The sequence below is a fragment of the Bdellovibrio sp. genome, assembly GCF_036384735.1.
Classification (GTDB): domain Bacteria; phylum Bdellovibrionota; class Bdellovibrionia; order Bdellovibrionales; family Bdellovibrionaceae; genus Bdellovibrio.
In genome coordinates, this window is record NZ_DASVLT010000024.1 from 1 (window position 1) to 23066 (window position 23066).

The window sequence follows — 23066 nt, forward strand, 5'->3', positions numbered from 1 at the left end:
CGCGGAAGACAACCGCGTGAACCAAAAAGTTGTTGTAGAAATGGTAAAGCTTCTTGGCTGTCGCACCAAAGTTGTCGAAAACGGTGAACAGGCTTTGGAAGCTCTACGACGCGAGGATTTCAATTTGGTTTTAATGGATGGACAGATGCCTCTTATGGATGGCTACGAAGCCACCCGCCAAATTCGTGCCGGGAAGGCCGGAGTTCACAATCGCCTCATCCCGATTCTTGCGACGACCGCCAACGCGATCAAAGGCGATATCGAACGCTGCCTTGATGCCGGAATGAATGATTATATTAGCAAACCCATTTCCTATTCGGATCTGGCACTTAAAATTGAAAAATGGCTGAACCAGGGAAAAAATGTTGTGGACGAAGAAGCTCTACAGCGAACGATTCAATTGGGCAAAAAAATTGGAAGACCTTTGCTTAAAGAGCTGGTGGATCTTTTTGCTCAAGATTCTCTTCCCGCCATTTCCAAGATGCGTACTTATTTAAGCGATAGAAACTTCGAAGGCCTTTCATCTGTCGCTCACTCACTGAAGTCATCAGCGGCAAATCTGGGAGCCCTGCGATTGAATGAACTTGCGGACCGAATCGAGCGAACTAAAAATGAAGCCTCGCAGGAACAAATGTTATTACTGATTAACTCCTTAGAAAAAGAGCTGCGCCTTGTGCTTGAGGAGCTTGCCCAACGAAGTGAATCTTCGGCATGCGAAAAATCTACAGAAAGACCCTCCGAGAAACCCATGGACTCGAGCAGCCTTTAATTTTCAGCTGAGCTGTCAAATCCCTGTGCAACAGATACGAATTTACATCGATCCTTTCTGACCCTATGAAATCAGGCATGTTTCTTGGAATATGCCCGCTGTGGCTGAAGTTTGGCCTGAGTTTGGTGGCAATTCGACACTAAATTCTTTGCGGAAAGGGTCCTTATGCACAACAAGATGAAGTTTTTAGTTTTGCTTTCCATGGCAATCGCAGCCTGCAGCCCTTCGGCAAAGTCCCCAATGAGTGGCAGTGCCAATTCTGAATTCCTCGATGGTTTATTTACGACTCGCCCAACTGTGGATGATCCTGTTATTGCGATCTTAAAACTTCAAACACCTGCTTTACTTGAAACATCGGCTCGTAAAGACGGCAAACTGACTGTCGATCAAGACCAATTGAAAGCCATCGAAGCAGAACAAGCCGCCACGATTGATGCACTTCAAAAAATCTCTCCGGATATTCGTGTTTTGATTCGCTATAAAATGGTTCTGAACGGTATGGCCGTTTGGACGCCAGCGAATCTAACGGATAAAATTAAATCCATTCCAAATGTGACGATGTCAGAAAAGACATCGTCATTCGCCCGTCCAAAGCCAATGGATGATGACAATGATGGGACCACAACCGTAGGCGCTGAAACGTCGGTGAAGTTCATTGGTGCCGATGCCGCTTATCAACAGAACATCCATGGTGAGGGCGTTCGCGTAGGAATCATCGATACGGGCATCGATTACACCCACAAAATGCTGGGGGGCGAAGGCACTGTTGAAGCTTACAAAAATAACGATCCTTCCAAAGCCAACGCGGCCTTTCCAAATAAAAAAGTCGTCGGTGGCATCGACTTAGTCGGCACGGACTACAACTCGGCTTCTCCTGATTTTAAAAAACGCATTCCGCTTCCAGATTCCAATCCTTTGGACGAAGCTGGTCACGGGACTCACGTGGCGGGAACTGTTGCGGGTGTCGGTGATGGAGTGAACACTTACAGTGGCGTTGCTCCTGCCGCAGATCTTTATGCAATCAAAGTTTTCGGCGCACAAGGTTCGACAAGTGATGAGGTTGTTATCGCCGCCCTCGAATATGCAGTAAATCCGTCGGGTGATATGCAGTTCAATGACCAATTGGACGTCGTGAATCTTTCTTTGGGTTCGGCTTATGGCGGTCCTCATATCATGTACAACACCGCAATCAAAAACTTGGTTCATGGCGGTACTGTTGTCGTGGCTTCTGCCGGTAACGAGGGAGATCAGAAATTTATCGTAGGCGCACCGAGTGTATCTGATGATGCGATCTCTGTGGCTTCAAGTGTCGATGATCAAAATCAAAATATTGAATTCCCTTCCGCTTTGTTCACATTTGGCTCTGAGTCTTTGACGGCGCAAGCTATTGAAGGCTCTATCACTAAAAAACTTTCGACATTTGATTCCATGAAAGGCGAGTTGATTGCCCTTGGAAATGCAGCGACTGATTTCGATCAAGCTACCAAAGACCAAACGAAAGGAAAAATTGCGTTCATCGATCGCGGAGTTGTTTCGTTTGCCGATAAAATCAAACGTGCGCAAGATGCCGGGGCTATAGCAATCATCGTTGCTGACAATCAAGATGAAGATCCAATTGTGATGGGCGGTGATGGCAAATTCGACATTCCAAGTGTGATGATTTCAAAAAAAGATGCGGATGTTTTGAAATCAAAACTTCAAGCCGGTCCTGTCACAGTGGATTTAAAGCCAGCAACGAAAGTCGAAAAGCCTTGGTTGGCAGACACGATTTCACCATTCTCTTCCCGTGGCCCTCGCTCAGAAGATGGTTTGATCAAACCAGAAATTGCAGCTCCAGGTTCTAATATTATCTCTGCCGGTCGCGGTCAGGGTGATAAAGGTGTGCTGATGTCTGGAACATCAATGGCCGGTCCTCACATCACGGGCGTTATGGCCTTGCTGAAACAGAAATTTAACAAGCTTGATCCTTACGAACTTAAATCTGTTCTTTTGGCTCATGGAAAAGTGATCTCTGACGCCAATAAGAAACAATACACCGTGAGCCGCCAAGGTGCGGGTCGCGTGCAAATCGCGGACTCGTTGGAATCAAAACTTGTGACAATCCCATCGACATTGTCATTCGGTTTGACTGACATCGAGACGGCGAAAACTTTGACTCAACAGATTACGTTGAAAAATATCAGCGACAAAGCTTTGACTGTTTCTGGCCAATGGAATGGCTCTGCCGCTTTGCAGGTGTCAGCTCCATCTGTGACGTTGGCTGCGGGTGAATCCAAAACAGTTCCTGTGACTGCAAAAATCAATGCGACGTTGATGGCGAGTGCTAACGACGAGCTTGATGGCTTCTTCAAATTCTCTAGCGACAAAGAGATGGTAGCTCAACTTCCCGGCCTTGTAGTCGCGCGCCAAATTTCACAAATTTCCGTGACTTCAAATGTGGTTCATTCCACTTCAGAGGCTGATGCCGCTGGTAGTGCCGGCGAAGTGACACTGCAAAATAAGGGCGTTAATCCTGGTTCGGCCTACTTGTTCAATCTTCTTGGTAAAGATGGTCGTAAGAAAGATAGCAAGCCAGATTTGATTCACAACTTGAACTGTGACCTTCAGTCTGCGGGCTACCGTATTGTGCAAAAAGATGGTCAACGCATCTTACAAGTGGCTTTGAAACTTTATGAAGGCATGACGACTTGGAATACTTGTGAAGTGAACGTGCAAATCGACGCTGATGGCGACGGCATCACTGACCAGGAAATCGCAGGCCTTCCACAGTCAAGTTTGCCTGGTCTGACCGGAGATAATTTCATCAGCTTATTATTAGACGGAACGAAAGCCCGTCAAATGCGCAAGAAATACGAAACGGATTTTGCGACAAATCCAGACAAGGCGAAGGAAGATTATTCTCAAGCGGTGATGGACATTCGTAAGATGGGCGTTTTCGATGGCTCGACTTTGGCGATCATCGAAGCTGACGTGTCACAATTAGAAGTTTCAGACACTCAAGAGTTGAATATCAAAGTTTCGACAACTCTCCAGGATTCTGGTGCTGTTGAATACGATGATTATCTTGGCAAAGACGATACAAAATGGGAAAAGATCTCTTTAAGCGACATGGGACAAAGCTATTCACAATTGCCTGAACAGATTGACCTAAAAGGTCATGACACTGTGACAGTACCTTTTGTGAAAGGTTATGACTCTCGTGATTTGATCTTGTATGCTCCACAGAATAAATCTGTGCGTGATGTTCTTCTTGAAGACACTCAATCACAAATCGTTCCTGCCGCTTACCAACCGTAAGCGCTGGAATATAAAATGAATGAGACCATTAAAAAAATTGTCGTTGTAGGAAATGCGGGTGGAGGCAAAAGTACTTTAACCCGCAAGCTTGCAAGGATTCATGGCCTCCCCGTCACACATGTGGATTCCATTCAGTTCCTGCCGGGAATGAAAATCCGCCCCTATAAAGAATCCATTTCTATTCTGACTGAAATTGAAAACCACGATGCATGGATCATTGATGGATATGGTCCTTTGGATATTATCGAAAAGCGCTTTTTAAAAGCTGATCGTATTGTCTTTATTGATTTTCCAATTTGGCGTCATCTTTGGTGGTGTACCAAAAGACAATTTCTTAATCTATTTTCGAAACGCAGCGAGCTTCCCGAGGGTTGCAATGAGGCGACTTGGGAACACACCAAAAAACTTTATAAGACAATTTGGGGCATTCATAAACGAATGCGCCCCGAACTATTAAGAATTTTCGCACGGGACACATTGAAAAATAAAATGGTGTACATCCATTCACTGAAAGAATGGAATGAAATTGCCCAAAAGGGTCTTTCTTAATTCACATGTGAGGATGTTGCTGCTGACAGGCCTCTTCCATAGGTTTCGCCAAAATAGATTGCTCATCCGGATGCTTTACAAACCAGCGCTTCACAAACGGGCATGTGGCAATAACCTGAGCCATTTCTAATTTCGCGGTCTTCAAAGCTTCTCGGACCAGGGCATCGCCAATATTTTGACCTCGAGATGCGACTGGCACTTCCGTTGCCACAAGCTCGTAAATATTATTGTTGCCTTTGCGGTAAGCAATAAATGCTTCTCCGCCTTCAACGTTCGTGGTGAATCTTCTTCTTTGTGCATCATTGCGAATGTCGAGGTCCATATTTTTCCTCCGCCTTTATGAGAATTTCTTTTAGATTAATGCGGTTCCAGGCTGCTCACTACATCGAGTTTTTAATCTGTGTAGGATCTCAAAGAAATTCTTTAGGTCCATGGGTCTTGTGTAAGTTGAAGTGTGTCGTTAAGCTTCTATTCAAGGAGCTCACAATGAAAGAAAAAGTCGTAATTCTTGGCGCCAGCAATAAACCAGAACGATATGCTTACAAAGCGTTCAAAATGTTGCAAGAGTACGGGCACACACCTATTCCAGTGAATCCTGCCTTCGATGAAATCGAAGGTGTGAAAGTTAGCAAAACTCTTGAAGAAGTGAGCGATGTCGATACTGTCACTTTGTATATGAATCCCCAGCGTTTGGTTGAACAGGTTGAAAGACTGATTCACCTTAAGCCACGCAGAGTTATTTTCAATCCTGGTACAGAGTCAAAAGAGATTGAGCAAAAACTTGAAAATGCGGGCATTAAAACACTCGAAGCCTGCACACTGGTCTTGCTTCGTACAAATCAATTCGAAGATAAGTAATCATTCTAGGGGGCAAATAAGGAATGACATTGCCCCCAGAATCGGATACTAAGCCCTCATGACTGACATTCAAACGACCCTGACAAAGACGCCAAAGGCCCTTCCCCCTTCCGATAAGCTTGGATTTGGTAATTACTTTACCGATCATATGTTTGTAGCTAAGTTCGCTGAAGGTAAGGGTTGGTATGATGCTCAGATCTTGCCCTACTCGCCAATTCCTATGGACCCAGGGGCTTCTGTTTTCCATTACGGCCAAGCTCTTTTTGAGGGCATGAAGGCGTTTCGCCAGGCTGACGGAAAAGTCGTTTTCTTCCGCCCAGAATTTAATCACAACCGCATGGTTGAGGGCGCTGCACGTATGTGCCTGGAAGCTCCACCCTTGGATCTTTTCATGGAGGGCATGCAACAGCTTGTGAAAGTTGACGAGCGCTGGATTCCTAGTGAGCCCAACACGGCTCTTTACATCCGCCCTACTTTAATTGGTACTGAGGGTTTCTTGGGTGTTCGCCCCTCTAAAGAGACAATGTTCTTTATTATTCTTTCTCCAGTAGGTTCTTATTACGGTGAAGGCTCTAAACCTGTGAAGATTTGGACGGAGGAGACTTATCTTCGTGCTGCTCCGGGTGGCTTGGGCGCAGTAAAGGCGGGTGCGAACTACGCGTCTAGCTTGAAGGCGGCTCTTGAAGCGAAGAAAAAAGGTTACGCACAAGTTCTTTGGTTGGATGTTGAACATCAGGGCATCGAAGAAGTTGGCACTATGAACGTATTCTTCGTTTTCAAAAACGAAATCGTAACACCAGCATTGAACGGCAGCATCTTGAACGGTGGAACTCGCGACGCTGTTGTACAACTTTTGAAGGATAAAAAACTTCCAATCGTTGAAAGGCGCATCACAATCACTGAAGTGATTGAAGGTCTACAAAAAGGCGAATTGCTTGAAGCGTTTGGTACAGGAACTGCGGCAGTTATTTCTCCGATTGGCGAATTGCACTATCGCGGTAAAGACTGGTTGATCAACAATGGTCAAACAGGTGATTTGAGCAAAACTATTTATGCCGAGGTCACTGCGATCCAAAGCGGTAAGTTGCCAGACACGCATAACTGGATCACTCCTCTTGCATAATTGTCAGGTGATTTAAGCCCTCGGTCTGAGGGCTTCTGCAATTAGGCACAGCATTTTATTTTTCATGTCCAAGCCTTCTTAAATGTCTCACGATGTAGGGGATATTCTAGGAGGCTCCTATGGAACGCAAGGCAACAGCCTATTGGCGAGGATCTCTGCAACGCGGTCGCGGTGACGTGACAACAGCCAGCGGAGTTTTAAAAAACATTCCCTACTCTTATTCAACCCGCTTTGAAAATGCGCCGGGCACAAACCCAGAGGAATTAATTGCGGCGGCTCATGCCAGTTGTTTTTCAATGGCCCTTTCTGCGGCATTGGGAAGCGCAGGCTTTGAACCTAAAGCGTTGGATGTCTCTGCCACAGTTGAACTTATTAAAGAACCAGCGGGCTTCACAATTCGTTCTTCCAAATTAAAACTGCGTGCCCAAGTTCCTGGTATCGAAATTGATAAATTCAATGCCATCGCCGAAGATGCGAAAAAGAATTGCCCTGTCTCAAAACTTTTAAATGCAGAGATCACTCTTGATTCTCGCCTGGAAGGGGCTGCAAATCCGACAACTTCAACAAAACCCTCCAACGGAGCTCAAAGCTCCGCCGTTTAGTTTTGTTTTAGTGATGAAGAGTGACCCCGGCGTTATCAGCTGCCAATTTTCCCAAAGCGCCGAGGTCCATCTCGCCTAAGCCTCTGGCCATCGCCGTTAGAACTTGATCATGCACCAAGCTTGCTGTTGGAAGAGGAATGCCTGCCTCTTCAGCGGTCTTTTGTGCAAGCCTTAAATCTTTCAATGCTAAAGGCAATGCGAAGCCCACCGCCTTATCATAGTTTTTCTCGACGATCATTTTGCCGTAGTTCTTATAAAACGGTGCTGACAGCAAGGACTCGGTCATCGCATCCAGGAAAACCTTTTGATCCAAGCCTGACTTTTCGGCCAATGCTAACGATTCAGACAAAGCCTGAATGCTAGAGATCAACATGAAATTACCTAAAACTTTTGAAAGATGCGCATGGGCCGGGCTTTCACTGATATGGAAAACTTTTTCCGCAAGAACATCAAAAACTTCCTTACAGCCTTCGATGGCTTGATCCTCACCGCCTGCCATGATGAAGAGCTTTCCTTGTTCTGCAGTTTCAGGACGACCAAATACAGGAGCACCCACAAGGAAACAGTTCACAAGATTATGATCGGCTTCAAGATGTTCAGCCAAGGAAGGACTGATGGTACTCATCGAGATATGAATTGTCCCTGGCTCCATGAAACGGAGAATGCCTTTGTCTCCGTAGACAACATTTTCGACGGCTTTATCATCAGACAACATCGAGATAATAATGTGACAATCACCAAGCTCTGCCGGGGTATTAGCAAATACGGCACCGCGCTTCACTAAGTCATCCGCTTTTTCAGGCGTTCTGTTATAAATATGAAGATCAAAGCCCGCATCAAGAAGTCGTGCGGCCATCTTCGAACCCATGTGACCGAGCCCCATAAAACCGATTTTCATTGCAGCCTCCTTCTGTTTCACTCTAGCATAATAGCATCATAGGAGTTTTGATGAATAGAACCGCCGCAAACAACATTGTTAACTTGTTTACCTCAATCCTATTTTTGACCCTGCCCGCCTGTGCTACTTTTTCCTCTCACGGAATCACTGAGGTTCCGAAGATTAACGTTGCTAATGTGAAATCATTACCGTTAAGAAATATCCCCGCGAACACTCTCAGTCTTACGATTATGGACAATCGTGACAATAGTTTAAGAGAAAACACTGCGGAATTACAAAAGGAGCTGCAGCGAGCATTGACCGCGATCTTGAGATCTCAAGGCATCACCGTGGTGAAGGAAAATCCGACGAATTTATTATTTTCGGTGCAAGATCAGCAAGTTGGTGAAGACAAAGAAGGCTGCGTGAAAATGAACGCCATGCTCGCAATTCCAAAAGTTGCGAATCTTTACTCGGACGCGGTCTCTTGTGTAGAGACAAAAAGTCCAGTGAGCACAGTGACTATGGGAAGTAACATATCTCAAGCTTATGAGATGGGCCTCACAACAGTTTTTAAAAGTTTGAGTACAAACTTGCAAAAACTGACTCCTGTGAAAAAATAGAACATACAACGAAGGAGAGATGTCAGTCATGCCTAAGGAAAAGAATTTTTATTTAGGAAAAAAACATCTTTCCGCCTTTTCTACGAAGGGCGAAAATTTCTGCAAGTTGAATAAAGATCATCTTGATTTCGAGATCAATCTTTTGGGAGAGCGCTTAAGCACTTTGCAAGAGATGATCTTCGCCGAAAGAAAACATAAAGTTCTGATCATCCTGCAAGGCATGGATACCTCCGGAAAAGACAGCACGGTGAAGCACGTTTTCTCGGCGACCAATCCTCAGGGCATTCGCGTTGTTTCTTTTAAGGCGCCCACCGAAGAGGAAAAGTCGAAAGACTATTTATGGAGAATTCACAAAGAAACTCCGTCTCACGGAGAGTTTGTAATTTTCAATCGCAGCCACTACGAGGATTACATCGTTCCCACCGTTCACAAAACTTTTCCGCACAAGCAAGTTCAATCCCGTCTTGACGACATACTGGCTTTCGAAAGCATGTTGATCCGTGAAGGTGTGACGATCTTTAAGTTCTTCCTTCACATCAGTCGTAAGGAACAGGCAAAACGATTGCTCGAACGCCTTGATAATCAAAAAAAACATTGGAAATTTTCACTTAGTGACCTGACAGAACGAGAATACTGGGATGAATACCATGAGGCCTATACAAAGGCTTTTCGTTATACGCATCAAAGCGAGGCTCCGTGGGACATCATTCCTGGTGATGATAAGCGCATTCGCGACTATTTGATTGTGAAGATTTTAGTGGATCGACTTGAAAAATTAAAACCCGATTTTCCTGATATAGATCCAAAGATTATTAAAAAAGCGAAGGCCGAGGCCGATCGCTTATTGAAATAAAAAAAGGAGGGTTTCCCCTCCTTTTCTTTTTTAATTTTTCACGTTCACCTTTTGATGAGCGCTTTCTACAGCGACATCAAGTCCATTTGACTTCAAATGACCCACGAACCAGATTTCATAAGTTCCGTTTGGAACAAGATTTGTTCTCCAACCCATTGTAAGCTGACCGGGAACAATCGATGCCGTTCTTACATCGTCTTTGCCATCTGGACCGCGATGGTGGAACTCGATCGAGCTCATGGGAACCGAGCTTGACGTTGTTGTCACATCAACTTCGATACGCTCTTTCAAATCTTGAGCGAGGTCTGTGTTGCCAGAGCCTTTATATGTGATAGCCATTTTGGGTGCTTGATTCACGACATAGAAGAAATGTCGTTCAGAGGTCCCGATCTTTTCGCCGCGATTGTTCATCGCCATCACTTGGACTTCGTAACGCCCATCTGCAAGACCGCTGACATCAAGATCTTGCGCGCAGCCTGTCGCTGGACAGTTCAAACTTGTTACCGCTTGGTTTTGTGAGTTGTAAACAGCCAGTGTCATAGAGTCTGTTGACCCGTATGATGAGACGGCTTTCACAGGAACTGAATTTGTGAAGTAGGAATAGTCCGTTGGTGACTCTACCGAAACACCGCCGGCTATAGAAGGCATTGTATAACCCCAAGTTTCATCGCCGACACCAGATTCATCGTCATAAGAAACGTACCCGAAACCGTTTTCACCCCACTCTTCACCCCAGCTATTACGAATGATGAACGCATTCTTGCTATCATCATAGCCAATGATAGAGACCGCGTGGCCCCCCATGTAGTCGCCCGTTGTGTGCTTATAAACCCCACCAGCATAAGCCATGAAGTCTGCATAGACTGTCAATGTTGTGACAAGAGGACCGTTTTGCAAAGCTTGCTTCACAGCATTTACGTCGGTTGAACCACGAGTGGGTGTGGAATAACTTGCGATTTTAACACTGCGCTGACTTGCGTCTGGGCAGCTGGCACTGCAAGCAACATCCTGCCCCGTAGCACCAGATTGATAAGGCATGCAGGCCTCGTCAGGTGCACCAGAACGTTGCAAATAGCGAGCAGCATTTTCAGGCATCCAACCCCAGTTGCAGGCTCCGCCGCCGCAAGAGAAAATATGTTGCGGAGAAAACTTCGCATTGAAGCTCGGAAGAAGTGATGAAATTTTATATTGAGTTTCAAGAACTCCGATAGAGGCAAACGCGACACAGCTTCCGCAGTTCGCCTGATCCAGAATTGGTGACACCCAGTTTTGTCCATCTTTATTTCTCCAGTCCAATTGCGACGGAAGATTTGCGCGAATAGATGACTTAGGCGCGATGAACTGAACGTCGCCCGCTTGCTCACGACGAAGACCCATGCGATGTTTTGCTTCGGTTTTCGAAAGAGCCGTCAAAGAGTTTTCTTTGGCGTACCAGTCACTCCCGTTTTGCTGAAGTTTGTGATTGAGTTGCTGTACATTCAAAAACTCTGCATGTCCTGTTTGTACTCCGGCTCCGCCAGAGTAAGCGGTCTGGACAAAACAAAGCACCGCTAAAAGAACAAGTGATCTCATTCTAAATCCCCTCCATGTTCATTTATTATGAGTTCAATCCTTGTTGATAGACAAATGTTAACTTCGCCTCTGCACACTTTTTTGCTAGGGACTTGGTTCCCAAAAATTCGGTGGAGGTGAAGGCTTACTATGCAATCTTCGCTCGAAGTCAGCAATCACATTGCGGGCCTTTTCGTTATCGAAGTGATTTAGGGCCTCTTCCACCATGAGACTTTCTTGATCGCGGCCCACAGTTAGTAAAGCCGCCACACGGTTGTCATCATAATAGACCACGGCAAAATCTTGCTTTTCCATATCCCCCAAGACATCCATGCGATCAAAAATTTCTGAATTGCCGATATAGCCAATATTGAGATCGAAGTGCTGTGTCCAGAAAAACGGAATCTCTTGAAATTTAACGTTTCGACCTAAGATATTAAACGCAGCAATTTGACCTTGCCGCTCTGCCACCTCCCAGTGTTCAACCCGAATATGATTTTTAGAATGGGGATCAGGCCAGCGAGCAATATCACCCGCCGCAAAAACTCCCGGAGCCGAGGTTTCCAGAAATTCATTCACGAGAACACCTTTATCAACCTTTATTCCAGCCTGTTCAGCCAGTAAAGTATTAGGACGGATTCCCGCACCGACAACAACAAAGTCACAAGGAATGCTGGTTTTATCTTCCAAAACAACGTGCTTCAAACGGATCTCTTTCACTTGATGGCCCAAATGAAAATGCACACCATGCTGTTCGTGATATTTTTTTAAAAAACTCGCGACATGCACGCCAACTACTTTCATCAACGGCAATTCTTCGGGAGCAACCACATGAACTTCCAAATTTCTTTCGCGCAATGAGGCGGCCACCTCAAGACCGATAAAGCCGGCACCAATAATCACAACTTTCTGTGCCGTGCGCACTCTTTCCAAAATGCGATGGCAATCCTTGAGGGATCGAAGCAAGCACACATGGGATTGGTCAATCCCCATAATTGGCGGTTTTACCGGAGTCCCTCCGGTCGCTAAAAGACAGAAATCGAATTGAAAAGATCGTCCATCAGCTAAGAAAATCGTCTTCATTTGAGGATCCAGTTTCATCACCTTGCTGGCTAGGAAGATTTCGATGGCATGACGATCATAAAAATCCTTATTCCATAAAGGCAGCCATTCATCCGGAGCTTTTCCTGCCAGATAATCTTTTGAAAGATTGGTACGATCATAGGGATACGCTTCATCTTCGCTGATAATTTGAATTCTGCCGGCAAATCCCTGTCGACGAAGCATCACGGCTGAAGCTGTTCCAGCCGCACCACCACCTATTATAATCACACTCTGAGACGCCGTTGCCTGTTTGACGTCGATCGTGCGTTTCTTTTTGCCAGTGATAAATACTTTTCCATCGCGAACTTCGGTATGCCAACAAGATATGGGATTTAAGGGAGGAGCCTTCAAGGCCTCGCCCGTTTTCAGGTTGAAAACTCCATGATGCCATGGACAGTGAACAGTCTCGCCTTCGATCAAGCCTTCATTCAATGGTCCGCCATAGTGCGAACAGTGAGCCCCCACGGCGTAGAATTCACCTTCGAGATTAACTAGCATCACAGCCTTGTCGCCAACATGGCCCAGAAGGTTCTCGCCAGATTTGATAAGATCGATAGAAACACCTTGAGAAAAATCGGGACCGGTCACTTGCGCACTGATGCCCATAAAGCCCCCCTACAAAGAACATTCTAGTTTTATTCATTTAAGGACTGCAGAAGTGACCAAGAGCTATGCAAAAAAACATCACTTCCCTGGACCTTTTGCGAAAAAGCCACGTCTCATTTTGAGATTGGCAATTAGACACCAACTTAACCTCAATGTTCACCCCTCATATTCCGAAAAGTTTTCTGCATCTAGTGCGAATAATCCGGAGGCTGAAGTTGAAACAGTGGGTAAAAAAACTCGTCGACCAATTGGATATGGATTGGAATTCGTCATCTTCTCCACACGAGAAGAAAAGCGAAACACCGCCTCTTTCAGAAGAGCGCGCGACGTTGGTTTATTTTCTCGACGTTTACAATAAGAATCTGTTCGAGATTCAAAACCATTCTGTGCGCAAAGTTCGCGCGAAAATGGACACATTCGCAAAAGAGATCGTGCACGCTAAAAATGCTGATTCTTTGAATGATACTCTTTTCCGCTTACGTCAGTTTATTTCTAGCTATCGTATCGATGAGTATTCGTTCGTTCAAAACACGATTGATGATTTCAAGCGTATTATTTGGGACTTTGCTGACAATCTCAGCGAAGAAGCCCATTCGGAACAGGCCTCCCAAGGGGAAATTGATGCAAGTCTTGCGCAATTGCGAGAGGCTGTCGAATCAAACTCTGTCGAGGAGTTACGTGCGAAGTCTCGTGAGTTTATCGATCTTTATGTTAAGAACCAATCCGTATCCCATGAGCGTCGCTCGAAACGTATGGAGTCGGTCAAGAAAAACCTCAACAGCGTGAAGCGCCAGTTGATGGAAGCAAACCAAACGATGCGTCGCGACCACCTCACAGGTGCTCACAACCGTCGCAGCTACGATGAGCAAATCAAGCGTTATCTACAATTGAATGAGCTCGATAAAGACCCTATCACGCTGGTGATGCTCGATATCGACTTCTTTAAAAAGATCAACGATAACTACGGTCACGACATCGGTGATTTTATCCTGCAAGAATGCGTGCGCATGCTGCAAGAAAGCTTTGCTCGTGAAGAGGACTTCATTGCCCGTCTCGGCGGTGAAGAATTCGCTATTATCTTGCCGGGCTGCGATGCTAACTCAGCAGTTAAAATTGTAGAAGGCGCCATGGCTCGTATCCGTAAAGAGGTCTTCATTCACGGAGATCACCAAATTCGTTTCACAGTCTCCATGGGTATCGCGCCGCTGATTCCTGGGGAAAGCGCAGACAACTGGTATAAGCGTGCTGACGCGGCTCTTTACGAATCTAAGACAACCGGCCGTAACAAATATACGGTGGCTGGGGCAAACTCTACGAAGAATGTGGCCTGATCATTTTTTAGACAGCTGTCAAATCAACAGTAGTGACTAGAAAAGCCTGAACACTCGTTCGGGCTTTTTTAATGTCTAACTTTCATTGAACAGTCTTAGAGATTTTTCAGTCGAGAGTGCCGTAAATCTTTTCTCAAGTTGGTCCTGCCTTTGCTTTGTAGCTTAGGCATGAATCAATACTTCAAAACTACAAAATATCTTGCGGCTTTTCTTCTCCTCTCTTCATCGTTCACCGCGCCTGCGCAGAATGATAAGGATAAAGATATCGTGATTGCGATCATCGATACGGGAGCCGACACTCACCATCCATTGATTCAGGATAATGTTTGGACAAATCCTAAAGAAGTTGTGAATGGCATTGATGATGATGGCAATGGATTTGTCGACGACATCCATGGATGGAATTTCGTCGGTCATAATAAAGATCTCTCAGATAATAACGGACATGGGACTCACATTGCGGGAATTATTCAACAACGCACGCAAAGTGCTCACGTGAAATATATGATTCTGAAATACTACGACACCGGCAAAGATGAAGATAATGTCTCTGCCACAATTGCGGCCATTCGTTATGCCACCAAAATGAAAGTTGATATTATTAATTACTCCGGAGGTGGTTACGATCGCAATCCTCAGGAAGAGGCCGCCATTCGCGAGGCTCAAGCCCAAGGCATTCTTTTTGTCGCAGCTGCCGGTAATGGTGGACTTAACACCGATCGCTTCGGGTATTATCCAGCAAGTTATCAGTTAAGTAATATCATCTCTGTGGCGGCTATCGACTCGCAAAAGCGCTTGATTGCAAGCAGCAACTTCGGCACTCACACCGTGGACCTTGCAGCTCCAGGAAAACGAATCTTATCCTCTTTGCCAGGGGGGCAATACGGATACATGACAGGGACCTCGCAAGCAACTGCTTGGGTGAGCGGGTTGGCAGCAAGTCTGATGTTGCAAAAGAAAACGTATGTTCCTGAAGAGGTCAAACGTCTGCTGGAAAAGGAAGGAGTGCACGATCTTGCCTTGACAGATAAGACAAAATCTCAGGTGCGTATTTCCGCTTTACAAGGCCTGGGGGACGGCCTATAAAAAAAACTTGAGCACTCTCAAGTTTGACCCGAAGGGGCCTTTTCCTTTACTAACCTACAGTGACGATCATAGCTATCTTCAAGCACAACTGCACGCAGTTGCCGTAGATGATTGGTTGGGATTCCGTACAGAGGAAATTGAAAAAGCGCTTCTTCATTCTGAAGACTATAATGTGCAGGCAGATCCTGGAATTCCGGTGCAATTTTGGCGTGGACTTCCCGTTCAAGCTTTACAAACTCCTTACACAGAAATTCGCTGGATCTTAAGTCTTCTAGAGCCGAAAAAAGGGGAAACTGTTGTAGACCTAGGATGTGGTTACGGGCGCATGGCCTTCGTCATAGGGGCCCACTATCCTGAAGTAAACTTCATCGGCTACGAATTGGTCGCCGAGCGAGTCAATGAAGGCAATCGTATTTTAGAAAAATTCGATTACACTCACGCCCATATTCTAACTCAAGACCTCACAAATCCAGCGTTTATTCCCGCCATGGCTGAACACTATTTTATTTTTGATTTCGGCAGTGCTGCCGCTGTCGACAAGACATTGGAAGATTTGCGCCAAATTGCTCAAAGCAAATCGATCCATGTCGTGGCACGCGGTCGCTATATTCGTCATCGCATTTACCAAGCTCATCCTTGGTTGTCGTCCATCAACGAGCCTCAGGTCTTTGATACTTTCACGATCTTTAAATCTTAAGCCGGGTGTATTGCGACATAGGACTTCTCTGTGACTTGCGAGGTCTGTAAAGGCTTTCGATAATAAAAATATGCAAATAAACGGCTTGGGAGGTGTCTTTATCAAGGCACAAAATCCCGAAAAACTTTATCAGTGGTACGAGAACAATTTGGGTCTGCATCGCGACGCCCAAGGGAATTTTGTTATTCCCGTGGAACGCATGCTTCCTGATTATACTCTCATTAGTTTCACACCTGTGGACACAAGTTATTTCTCTCCAGCCAGACAACCTTGCATGCTGAATTTCCAAGTCGATGAACTTGCCCCCGTCATTTCGTCATTGGCGGGAAATGGCGTACGTATTGACGATCATTTAGAAGAAAGTGAGTTTGGCAAATTCGCCTGGGTCTATGATTCAGAAGGAAATAAGATCGAGCTTTGGGAGCCCCGCCCTATTTTCTACAACCCCATTGATCTAGGTGAAGCCGAATAATATGCTATGAGCCTCATGACAGAAGCCAAGCATTTCGATCAACACAAATGGTACGAACTTTTTAGCAAAAAAGCTCGTGTCATCTATCCTAGTTCCGATCCAGCTCACGATTATCTACACATCATGCGTGTTGTAAATACGGCAAAAACTTTATGTGCAGCCGAACATGCAGACTGGGCCGTCGTGATGCCAGCAGCTTTCTTTCATGATTTCATCAACGTTCCCAAAGGCGATCCACGCAGACCTTACGCTTCACGCCTTTCCGCAGAAGCTGCCATTGAATATCTGCGCTCAATCCACTACCCAGAACAATACTTCGATGGCATTCGTCACGCCATTGAAGCACACTCATACAGCGCCAACATCAAACCGGAAACTTTAGAAGCAAAGATCGTTCAAGATGCAGATCGATTGGATAGCTTAGGAGCCATTGGCATTGCCCGCTGTTTTGCCACGTCAAGCTTAATGAGCCGACCTTTTTATTCAGAAGAAGATCCTTGGGCCGAGAATCGAGAATTAGACGACAAGAGTTACGGCATCGATCACTTCTATATTAAACTTTTTAAGCTCATGGATCATTTGAATACTGAAAGCGCAAAAAAAGAAGGCGAGCATCGCATCGCCTTCATCAAAACCTATTTAGATCAGATTAAAAGAGAAATTTAGCCTTTGTCTTCGTCGAACATTGGAGCGGAAATTCCTTCGACAATTCCTGCTCCTTGTACGAATTCCTTCATCAGTTGAGCCAGCATCGCGGTTTTTTCTGGATGCATATTTTGAAGAGTCTCAATCATGTCTTCTTGCAAAGCCCTTGGAATATTTGCCAAGCGCTGTTCGCCTTCTGGTGTTAGCGCCACGACAACTTTGCGTGAGTCTTCTTTTGAAGTTGAGCGTATAACAATTTTTTGCTCTTCAAGTTTCTTCACGACAACAGAGACGGAGCTTTGATGAGTGACTGTGCGATTCGCCAGTTCATTGATTGAAAGACCCGGTTCATCTTTCAACTTCTTCATGACAAAAACCTGGGCAGCACTTAATCCCAGATCTTTTTCAAATTGGCTGGATGCTACACGCAACGCTTTAAATATGTGACGGATATAATCCATCACTTCCCCAACTTCAGGTCTGTGGTCTACGACAGAGGTTTTGTTATTCATCACTACTTATTAAGTACCAATCGCTAAACACAATCAACAGCATTTTACATGCGCTCGCATACATGCAGAGAAACCTTCCGCAAAAATTGCTCCGCGAGAAATCATAATGTGAGCATGAGTTTTCTTTAAAGGGCTGGAACAACAATCTTCTCAGGCAACCCTAGAGCAGCAGCTCCAGGCGCATTTGAAAAATCAATTTCGAACGAACGAAGTGCGATCGCGTTCTCATTTATCCATTCGCTTTTTGAGCCGTAAAGTTTATCTCCGACAATGGGAAATCCATGTCGACTCAAATCGAAACGCAATTGATGAGATCGTCCCGTCACGGGATGCAAATCCCATTGTTGATAACCGCGCTCGTCAATGCTCAAGTAATTCGCCAGAGTCAAACTTGGCTTACCCTGGGGACTTTCAAATGCCCGTCGCTTCCCACGCAGAATGCGACTTCTCCATTCGAAAGAGGATCTGGAAATAAGTTCGATTTTCTCACGTTCATTTGGAACATTTGTAGGGATATGCGAGAAGTCCTGACCTGTCGTAAGGGCACGATATGTCTTTTGCACATGCTTCGTTTCAAACCAAGCATTGGCCTTTCGATGTGCCTCTGCATTTTTCGCATACATCACCAGCCCCGACACTTCAAAGTCCAAGCGATGCACAGGATAGATTTGAATCTTCAATTGTTGTTGCAAAGCCGTTCCAAGACAACGACGAGGATCATCTTCCTCAAATCGACTCGGGGTGGAGAGAACTCCGCTCGGTTTGTCACAGATAACAAAATGCAGATTCTCGAAAACAATCTCGATCATTTCTTGCTGATTCCCACCAAGAAAATCTCTTTAGAAATTTTACGGGTTGAGTCGGGCTTGACCGCTTCGCACTTTTGAAAGCTTTTTTTGATTTCATCGCGAAGCTTACCAAAGTCATCACTGTGAAACAGCTTACAAACAAAATGACCCTCTTTTTTCAGAAAGCGACGAGCCACATCTAAGGCCAACTCGCACAGCTCAAGAGAACGAGCCTGGTCAGTCATACGAATGCCCGTCGTCTTTGGCGCCATGTCCGACAAAACCAAGTCAAAGGGAGGATTAAAGCCGTGCTCTTTAAAAATTTCTTCTAAATTCAAATCACGAAGATCGGCTTGAATGAAAACGGCATTGTTCAACTTCACAGTCACTGGGCTTAAATCAACACCCAAAACACGGCCCGCAGAGCCCACACGTTGTGAAGAATATTGCGACCATGATCCGGGAGAAGCTCCCAGATCCAAAACCGTTTGGCCTGGTCTAAAGATTTTGTATTTCTTGTCGATTTCCTCAAGCTTGAAAACAGAGCGGGCCGCAAAGCCCTCTTCCTTAGCTTTATGAAAGTATCTATCGCGGGGATTGTAAGTCATATCCGGGGTTTATGTCGTGTTCCGCTGGCAAAGTCCAATACAAAGTTTTAATTCACTTTTGAGCCTATTTATACTAGAAAAGATTCATTCTCGGAGGCCAATTTGGATATCGTTCTAGCTATGAGCATCTTTTTTGTGATCGTCACTATGATTTTCGTAGCCATCGCGGTGCTATTGCCCGAGTGGATGGGCATCACTGGCAAAAAAGCAAAAAAGATCATTGAAATGCAGCAGGAAGAAAAGCACCCGGCTGATCACGATGAAAAGTCGCAAGATCAACACTAACTGCCTGAGGACGTCTTGATTTGACGCCTACACAGTCTTCGTTTTTGGCTCTTTCACAAGGGCTAACAACCAACCACCTGAAATAAATAAAACTAGTAAGCCAATCATTCCTAAGCGTGAACTGCCCGTCACCATCACGCCAATTGCAACCAATAACGGCCCCAGAATCGAAGCAAAACGTCCTACCAGATTGAACAAACCGAAGTACTCACCGCTTTGCTCTTTCGGAGCCATACGCGCAAAAAGTGAACGACTTAATGCCTGCACGCCACCTTGAACAAGCCCGATGACCACGGCAAGCAAATAGAAATGCCAAGCCTGACTCATCATCGTTGCAAGAATCACAGTGATACCATAAATGCCAATGCAGAAAAGAATTGGCCCCTTCGCTCCCCAGCGTTTCGTGATCGTTCCAAAATAATAAGCCGCTGGGAAACCGATGAACTGTGTGATCAACAAGGCAGCAATCAGATCTTTCGCCTCAAAGCCGATAGAGATTCCAAAATCCACGGCCATTGTCATCACCGTGTAAACACCATCGATATAAAGCCAATAAGCCACGATAAAGAGCAAAAGATTTTTCTCTTCATAAAGCTTGATACCCGTATTCACTAACGTACGAATGCTTTGCATTGTCAGCTTCCAGATGTTGTCTTTAGAGACAGCCCCTATCGGCTCGGGGACATTCTTCGCCAGCGGGTACGAGAATACAAACCACCACAAAGCCACGCTTAGGAAAGAAACCTGCACGCCCTGCACACCATCTTTCAAACCAAAGAAGGCCGGGAACATATACATCAAAACATTTAAAAGAAATAAAATTCCGCCACCAAGATATCCCAACGCATATCCTAGTGAAGAGACATAGTCCATGTCGTGTTCGTCAGCCACAAATGGCAACAAAGCCTCATAGAATACGCAGCTGGCATTGAATGCCATCATCGCAATGCCATAAGCAAGAATGGCATTCCACCAATCACCTGAAGGGATGAAGGCCATCCAACCGCAGGCCAAAACACCGATGACCATAAAAATCAGACACAATAATTTTTTAAATCCTTTAAGGTCCGCGATCACACCCAAAGTAGGGCTTAGCATCGCGATGATCAGACTTGAGACAGAGATCGTCGTCCCTAAACGTGCCGTCGTAATAACCGGATCAGTTCCATGACTCCAAAAGTTTTTAAAGAAAACAGGAAAAAAACCCGCCATTACCGTGGTGGAGTATGTGCTATTCGCCCAATCGTACATGGCCCAGCTATAGATTTTCTTTTTCTTGGCGTCCATCCAAGTCCCTACCTTCCGTGCTTCCTTCAAAGAGAACACGGAACGCAGAAGAACGGAAGAGGAAAATAAGCACTGACAAAGTCATTAAAAACATCAGACTGGAAAGCGCATTCAACTTGGGACTGACACCCATCTTCATCGCCGTGTAGAGCTTTACCGGCAAGGTATCTTGCCCAACCCCATTTACAAAATATGTAATGAGGAAGTCATCAAAGGACAGAAGGAAACTTAAAATAAATCCACCCAAAATCGCAGGTGCTAGAAGCGGAACGATGATCGTGCGTAAAACTGTCCACTCTCCAGCCCCGAGATCCCGGGCTGCATCCTCTAGGGCCGGATCTAAAGTCACCAGTCTGGAATTCACCGTCATAATCACATAGGACAACGAGAAACTCACATGAGCGATTACCACTGTTTGCAGCCCTAAATCCAATTGCAAAATAAAGAACCAGGCAAGCAGCGACAGAGCAAAAACAATTTCAGGAAAAATCAAAGACACCATGGATAATGAATCCATCACTGTCTTTAACTTCGAAGACCCGCGATGAAGAGCAATAGCCGCCGCCGTTCCAAAAACTGTCGCAAGCACGCTCGAAGAGATTCCCACGAGCAAACTATTTCCTAAGGCCGACATCAAGTTACTATCTGAAAGAACTTCGATAAACCAATTTAACGTCGCTTGCACATGTCCACCGTGAACACTAAAAACGGAACTCAAAAGCATGACCGCAATTGGTAAATATAGTAGAATCAGTACGGCCCATAAAACAATCTTAGCAGCTTTTGGAGCTTTAGGGCGAACACATTCATGAGCCATGTTTCGCTGCCCTTCTAGAATAGATCCACGCTACGGTTAAAAGCAAAACGATCAGCAAGACCGAAAGAGCCGATCCGAAGGGCCAATGACGGGATTTTAAAAACTCCTCTGTGATCAAGTTTCCATAGAGCATATTTTTGGCGCCCCCCAAAAGATCAGGAATCACGTACTCACCAAGCGACGGGATAAAAACCAGCAATGCTCCACTGCCCAAAGCCTTTTTTAGATTCGGCAAAATGACCGAGAAAAGAATTTTCCATGGTCCCGCTCCGAGATCTTGGGCCGCTTCGACCCATGTAAAATCAAATTTTTCGAAGGCCCCGTATAAGGGCAGAACCATGAAAGGCAAGTAAGTCGTCACCATGCCATAAAAAACTAAAACTTTATTCTGACTTAAAACGAATGGATCAAATGGAATTCCTAAAAATTGCAGAGTTCCTTGCAAAGGACCGCCATATCCGACAAACAAGCGAAGGGCATAAATGCGAATGATTAAATTCGTCAAAAAAGGCAAAGCCACAGCACATACATACAGATGGCGATGCTGCGGGGAAGAGGTGCTCATGGCCCAGGCCATCAATGTGCCCAGAACGCCACAGCTGATCGTGGTGAGTAATGCCAACTTCAGACTTTCAAAAAAAATTCCAAGATAGGTGGTGGAAAAAGCCCGCACATAGTTTTCAAAGGTCACAGACCACTCAAGGCCTCCATAGGTTCCTTGAGTCGCAAAACTAACAGCAATTACAATTATTAACGGTGCTAATACAAAAAATCCAAACCATACCAAGGCTGGAATAGCTAAGACCTTTGACTTCATTGCCCTTGAGTCCCAAACACTTGCGTATCAAGACGGTTGAATACCATCGCTTTCCGAACGTAAGCATCCAAGCTCATGCCTAGGCGAATCTGATCAGACGGAATATTGCATTTGGCTTTGACCAAAGTGCCATCACCTAAACGAATCGTCGCAAGATCCTGGCTGATTTCAACGAGCTCCCCTTGCAAAAGACTTGTGGTTCCTAAAAATTGAGCGGCGAAAATAGATTCAGGATTTTCATAGATCTCTCGCGGCGAACTGACTTGCACCAACTCGCCCTTATTCATGATGCCGATACGATCCGACATCACTAGAGCCTCTTCCTGATCATGGGTCACATAAATAAAGGTCAGCTTTAGTTTCCGCTGAAGAGCGCGCAGCTCTCTTTGCATATGCTCGCGAAGCTTTTGATCCAAGGCCGACAACGGTTCGTCCAATAAAAGAACTTTCGGGCGATTGACCAAGGCTCGAGCAATGGCAATACGTTGCGCCTGTCCCCCTGACAACGTTTCAGGACGGCGATCTCGGAACTCTGACATCTCGACTAAAGCTAATACTTCAGCGACACGACCCTCGATTTCATCTTTGGACAACTTCTTAAGTTTGAGCCCGTAAGCGATATTTTCCTCTACGGTCAGGTGAGGAAAAAGCGCGTACTTTTGAAAAACCATGTTGAACGGACGCTGGGACGCAGAAAGCTGATCGACACGCTCACTGTTCAGAATGATTTTTCCTTCAGTGGCGTTCTCAAGACCGGCGATGATTCTTAGCAAAGTGGTTTTGCCGCAACCGCTGGGGCCGAGCAGGGAAAAGAACTCCCCTTCGGCAATAGAAAGGTTCACGGAACGAAGCGCCGTTTGACTCGCAAAACTTTTGCCGATATTCAGAAGTTCAAGCATGGCTTTACCA

The 23066-nt window shown here is 45.4% G+C and carries 25 protein-coding genes; 14 read left to right on the forward strand and 11 right to left on the reverse strand.

Going from position 1 to position 23066, the window contains the following annotated elements; genetic code table 11:
* From VF412_RS07010 to VF412_RS07020, 3 genes are all read left to right on the forward strand, one after another.
* Positions 1 to 769: response regulator (locus VF412_RS07010; protein ID WP_331338508.1), on the forward strand; the 769-nt coding region annotated here is incomplete at its 5' end.
* Between the two features lie 177 nt (positions 770 to 946).
* A complete protein-coding gene (locus tag VF412_RS07015; protein ID WP_331338509.1) occupies positions 947 to 4066 on the forward strand; it encodes a S8 family serine peptidase in 3120 nt (1039 codons plus the stop codon).
* 15 nt (positions 4067 to 4081) lie between these two features.
* Complete coding sequence (locus VF412_RS07020) at positions 4082 to 4615, forward strand: hypothetical protein (RefSeq protein WP_331338510.1); 534 nt, start codon at positions 4082 to 4084, stop codon at positions 4613 to 4615.
* 1 nt (position 4616) lies between these two features.
* On the opposite strand, the gene VF412_RS07025 is transcribed toward VF412_RS07020, so the two are convergent.
* The gene (locus VF412_RS07025) at positions 4617 to 4937 is read right to left on the reverse strand and encodes a GNAT family N-acetyltransferase (RefSeq protein ID WP_331338511.1); all 321 of its coding nucleotides are present in this window, start codon (positions 4935 to 4937) and stop codon (positions 4617 to 4619) included.
* A gap of 164 nt (positions 4938 to 5101) precedes the next feature.
* Here VF412_RS07025 and VF412_RS07030 point away from each other — a divergent pair, with 164 nt between their 5' ends.
* The 3 genes from VF412_RS07030 (at position 5102) to VF412_RS07040 (ending at position 7198) form a co-directional block, all read left to right on the forward strand.
* Entirely contained in the window at positions 5102 to 5473 is a 372-nt protein-coding gene (locus tag VF412_RS07030) for a CoA-binding protein (RefSeq protein ID WP_331338512.1), read from the forward strand.
* Positions 5474 to 5531: 58 nt separating this feature from the next.
* A complete protein-coding gene (locus tag VF412_RS07035; protein WP_331338513.1) occupies positions 5532 to 6596 on the forward strand; it encodes a branched-chain amino acid aminotransferase in 1065 nt (354 codons plus the stop codon).
* Positions 6597 to 6715: 119 nt separating this feature from the next.
* A complete protein-coding gene (locus VF412_RS07040; RefSeq protein WP_331338514.1) occupies positions 6716 to 7198 on the forward strand; it encodes an OsmC family protein in 483 nt (160 codons plus the stop codon).
* A 7-nt stretch (positions 7199 to 7205) separates the two neighbouring features.
* Here VF412_RS07040 and VF412_RS07045 read toward each other — a convergent pair whose 3' ends face one another.
* Positions 7206 to 8096 (reverse strand): NAD(P)-dependent oxidoreductase, encoded by an 891-nt coding sequence (locus VF412_RS07045; RefSeq protein WP_331338515.1) that lies wholly within the window; start codon positions 8094 to 8096, stop codon positions 7206 to 7208.
* A gap of 50 nt (positions 8097 to 8146) precedes the next feature.
* Here VF412_RS07045 and VF412_RS07050 point away from each other — a divergent pair, with 50 nt between their 5' ends.
* Both VF412_RS07050 and VF412_RS07055 read left to right on the forward strand, forming a co-directional pair.
* Positions 8147 to 8698 carry a hypothetical protein gene (locus tag VF412_RS07050; protein WP_331338516.1) on the forward strand — a complete coding sequence of 184 codons (552 nt, stop codon included), beginning with the start codon at positions 8147 to 8149 and terminating at the stop codon, positions 8696 to 8698.
* 28 nt (positions 8699 to 8726) lie between these two features.
* Positions 8727 to 9551, forward strand: a complete 825-nt coding sequence (locus tag VF412_RS07055) for a PPK2 family polyphosphate kinase (protein WP_331338517.1) — start codon at positions 8727 to 8729, stop codon at positions 9549 to 9551.
* 30 nt (positions 9552 to 9581) lie between these two features.
* Here VF412_RS07055 and VF412_RS07060 read toward each other — a convergent pair whose 3' ends face one another.
* Complete coding sequence (locus VF412_RS07060; protein WP_331338518.1) at positions 9582 to 11123, reverse strand: C1 family peptidase; 1542 nt, start codon at positions 11121 to 11123, stop codon at positions 9582 to 9584.
* A gap of 84 nt (positions 11124 to 11207) precedes the next feature.
* The gene (locus tag VF412_RS07065) at positions 11208 to 12812 is read right to left on the reverse strand and encodes an FAD-dependent oxidoreductase (protein WP_331338519.1); all 1605 of its coding nucleotides are present in this window, start codon (positions 12810 to 12812) and stop codon (positions 11208 to 11210) included.
* Between the two features lie 215 nt (positions 12813 to 13027).
* On the opposite strand from VF412_RS07065, the gene VF412_RS07070 reads away from it, so the two are divergent.
* From VF412_RS07070 to VF412_RS07090, 5 genes are all read left to right on the forward strand, one after another.
* On the forward strand, positions 13028 to 14143 hold the full coding sequence (locus VF412_RS07070; RefSeq protein ID WP_331338520.1) for a GGDEF domain-containing protein: 1116 nt from the start codon (positions 13028 to 13030) through the stop codon (positions 14141 to 14143).
* Positions 14144 to 14311: 168 nt separating this feature from the next.
* Positions 14312 to 15229: a S8 family peptidase gene (locus tag VF412_RS07075; RefSeq protein ID WP_331338521.1), complete on the forward strand. Its 918-nt coding sequence runs from the start codon at positions 14312 to 14314 to the stop codon at positions 15227 to 15229.
* 7 nt (positions 15230 to 15236) lie between these two features.
* Positions 15237 to 15926: a methyltransferase gene (locus tag VF412_RS07080; protein WP_331338522.1), complete on the forward strand. Its 690-nt coding sequence runs from the start codon at positions 15237 to 15239 to the stop codon at positions 15924 to 15926.
* Between the two features lie 70 nt (positions 15927 to 15996).
* Complete coding sequence (locus VF412_RS07085; RefSeq protein WP_331338523.1) at positions 15997 to 16398, forward strand: VOC family protein; 402 nt, start codon at positions 15997 to 15999, stop codon at positions 16396 to 16398.
* 6 nt (positions 16399 to 16404) lie between these two features.
* Positions 16405 to 17064: an HD domain-containing protein gene (locus VF412_RS07090; protein WP_331338524.1), complete on the forward strand. Its 660-nt coding sequence runs from the start codon at positions 16405 to 16407 to the stop codon at positions 17062 to 17064.
* Here VF412_RS07090 and VF412_RS07095 read toward each other — a convergent pair.
* The 3 genes from VF412_RS07095 to VF412_RS07105 form a co-directional block, all read right to left on the reverse strand.
* Entirely contained in the window at positions 17061 to 17555 is a 495-nt protein-coding gene (locus VF412_RS07095) for a MarR family winged helix-turn-helix transcriptional regulator (protein WP_331338525.1), read from the reverse strand. The two genes, VF412_RS07090 and VF412_RS07095, sit on opposite strands and share 4 nt — an antisense overlap.
* Positions 17556 to 17680: 125 nt before the next feature.
* Positions 17681 to 18364, reverse strand: a complete 684-nt coding sequence (locus tag VF412_RS07100; RefSeq protein ID WP_331338526.1) for an RNA pseudouridine synthase — start codon at positions 18362 to 18364, stop codon at positions 17681 to 17683.
* On the reverse strand, positions 18361 to 18951 hold the full coding sequence (locus VF412_RS07105; RefSeq protein ID WP_331338527.1) for an RlmE family RNA methyltransferase: 591 nt from the start codon (positions 18949 to 18951) through the stop codon (positions 18361 to 18363). Before VF412_RS07105 ends, VF412_RS07100 begins: the two co-directional genes overlap by 4 nt.
* A 102-nt stretch (positions 18952 to 19053) precedes the next feature.
* On the opposite strand from VF412_RS07105, the gene VF412_RS07110 reads away from it, so the two are divergent.
* Entirely contained in the window at positions 19054 to 19236 is a 183-nt protein-coding gene (locus VF412_RS07110; protein ID WP_331338528.1) for a hypothetical protein, read from the forward strand.
* Between the two features lie 27 nt (positions 19237 to 19263).
* Here the strand turns inward: VF412_RS07110 and VF412_RS07115 are convergent, their stop codons facing one another.
* The 4 genes from VF412_RS07115 to VF412_RS07130 are packed head-to-tail and all read right to left on the reverse strand — an operon-like array spanning position 19264 to position 23056.
* Positions 19264 to 20523, reverse strand: coding sequence for an MFS transporter (locus VF412_RS07115; protein ID WP_331338529.1), 1260 nt, complete (start codon positions 20521 to 20523; stop codon positions 19264 to 19266).
* On the reverse strand, positions 20495 to 21340 hold the full coding sequence (locus tag VF412_RS07120) for an ABC transporter permease (protein ID WP_331338530.1): 846 nt from the start codon (positions 21338 to 21340) through the stop codon (positions 20495 to 20497). The genes VF412_RS07115 and VF412_RS07120 overlap by 29 nt, the downstream gene beginning before the upstream one ends.
* Entirely contained in the window at positions 21330 to 22157 is an 828-nt protein-coding gene (locus tag VF412_RS07125; protein ID WP_331338531.1) for an ABC transporter permease, read from the reverse strand. The genes VF412_RS07120 and VF412_RS07125 overlap by 11 nt, the downstream gene beginning before the upstream one ends.
* A complete protein-coding gene (locus tag VF412_RS07130; protein WP_331338532.1) occupies positions 22154 to 23056 on the reverse strand; it encodes an ABC transporter ATP-binding protein in 903 nt (300 codons plus the stop codon). Before VF412_RS07130 ends, VF412_RS07125 begins: the two co-directional genes overlap by 4 nt.
* Between the last annotated feature and the right edge of the window lie 10 nt (positions 23057 to 23066).

What these genes read in the sequence shown, in the direction of transcription:
- VF412_RS07015 (WP_331338509.1), top strand. Translation starts at nt 947, where the DNA reads ATGAAGTTTTTAGTTTTGCTTTCCATGGCAATCGCAGCCTGCAGCCCT.
- VF412_RS07020 (WP_331338510.1), top strand. Translation starts at nt 4,082, where the DNA reads ATGAATGAGACCATTAAAAAAATTGTCGTTGTAGGAAATGCGGGTGGA.
- VF412_RS07025 (WP_331338511.1), bottom strand. Translation starts at nt 4,937, where the DNA reads ATGGACCTCGACATTCGCAATGATGCACAAAGAAGAAGATTCACCACG.
- VF412_RS07030 (WP_331338512.1), top strand. Translation starts at nt 5,102, where the DNA reads ATGAAAGAAAAAGTCGTAATTCTTGGCGCCAGCAATAAACCAGAACGA.
- VF412_RS07035 (WP_331338513.1), top strand. Translation starts at nt 5,532, where the DNA reads ATGACTGACATTCAAACGACCCTGACAAAGACGCCAAAGGCCCTTCCC.
- VF412_RS07040 (WP_331338514.1), top strand. Translation starts at nt 6,716, where the DNA reads ATGGAACGCAAGGCAACAGCCTATTGGCGAGGATCTCTGCAACGCGGT.
- VF412_RS07045 (WP_331338515.1), bottom strand. Translation starts at nt 8,096, where the DNA reads ATGAAAATCGGTTTTATGGGGCTCGGTCACATGGGTTCGAAGATGGCC.
- VF412_RS07050 (WP_331338516.1), top strand. Translation starts at nt 8,147, where the DNA reads ATGAATAGAACCGCCGCAAACAACATTGTTAACTTGTTTACCTCAATC.
- VF412_RS07055 (WP_331338517.1), top strand. Translation starts at nt 8,727, where the DNA reads ATGCCTAAGGAAAAGAATTTTTATTTAGGAAAAAAACATCTTTCCGCC.
- VF412_RS07060 (WP_331338518.1), bottom strand. Translation starts at nt 11,123, where the DNA reads ATGAGATCACTTGTTCTTTTAGCGGTGCTTTGTTTTGTCCAGACCGCT.
- VF412_RS07065 (WP_331338519.1), bottom strand. Translation starts at nt 12,812, where the DNA reads ATGGGCATCAGTGCGCAAGTGACCGGTCCCGATTTTTCTCAAGGTGTT.
- VF412_RS07075 (WP_331338521.1), top strand. Translation starts at nt 14,312, where the DNA reads ATGAATCAATACTTCAAAACTACAAAATATCTTGCGGCTTTTCTTCTC.
- VF412_RS07085 (WP_331338523.1), top strand. Translation starts at nt 15,997, where the DNA reads ATGCAAATAAACGGCTTGGGAGGTGTCTTTATCAAGGCACAAAATCCC.
- VF412_RS07090 (WP_331338524.1), top strand. Translation starts at nt 16,405, where the DNA reads ATGAGCCTCATGACAGAAGCCAAGCATTTCGATCAACACAAATGGTAC.
- VF412_RS07095 (WP_331338525.1), bottom strand. Translation starts at nt 17,555, where the DNA reads ATGAATAACAAAACCTCTGTCGTAGACCACAGACCTGAAGTTGGGGAA.
- VF412_RS07100 (WP_331338526.1), bottom strand. Translation starts at nt 18,364, where the DNA reads ATGATCGAGATTGTTTTCGAGAATCTGCATTTTGTTATCTGTGACAAA.
- VF412_RS07105 (WP_331338527.1), bottom strand. Translation starts at nt 18,951, where the DNA reads ATGACTTACAATCCCCGCGATAGATACTTTCATAAAGCTAAGGAAGAG.
- VF412_RS07115 (WP_331338529.1), bottom strand. Translation starts at nt 20,523, where the DNA reads ATGGACGCCAAGAAAAAGAAAATCTATAGCTGGGCCATGTACGATTGG.
- VF412_RS07120 (WP_331338530.1), bottom strand. Translation starts at nt 21,340, where the DNA reads ATGGCTCATGAATGTGTTCGCCCTAAAGCTCCAAAAGCTGCTAAGATT.
- VF412_RS07125 (WP_331338531.1), bottom strand. Translation starts at nt 22,157, where the DNA reads ATGAAGTCAAAGGTCTTAGCTATTCCAGCCTTGGTATGGTTTGGATTT.
- VF412_RS07130 (WP_331338532.1), bottom strand. Translation starts at nt 23,056, where the DNA reads ATGCTTGAACTTCTGAATATCGGCAAAAGTTTTGCGAGTCAAACGGCG.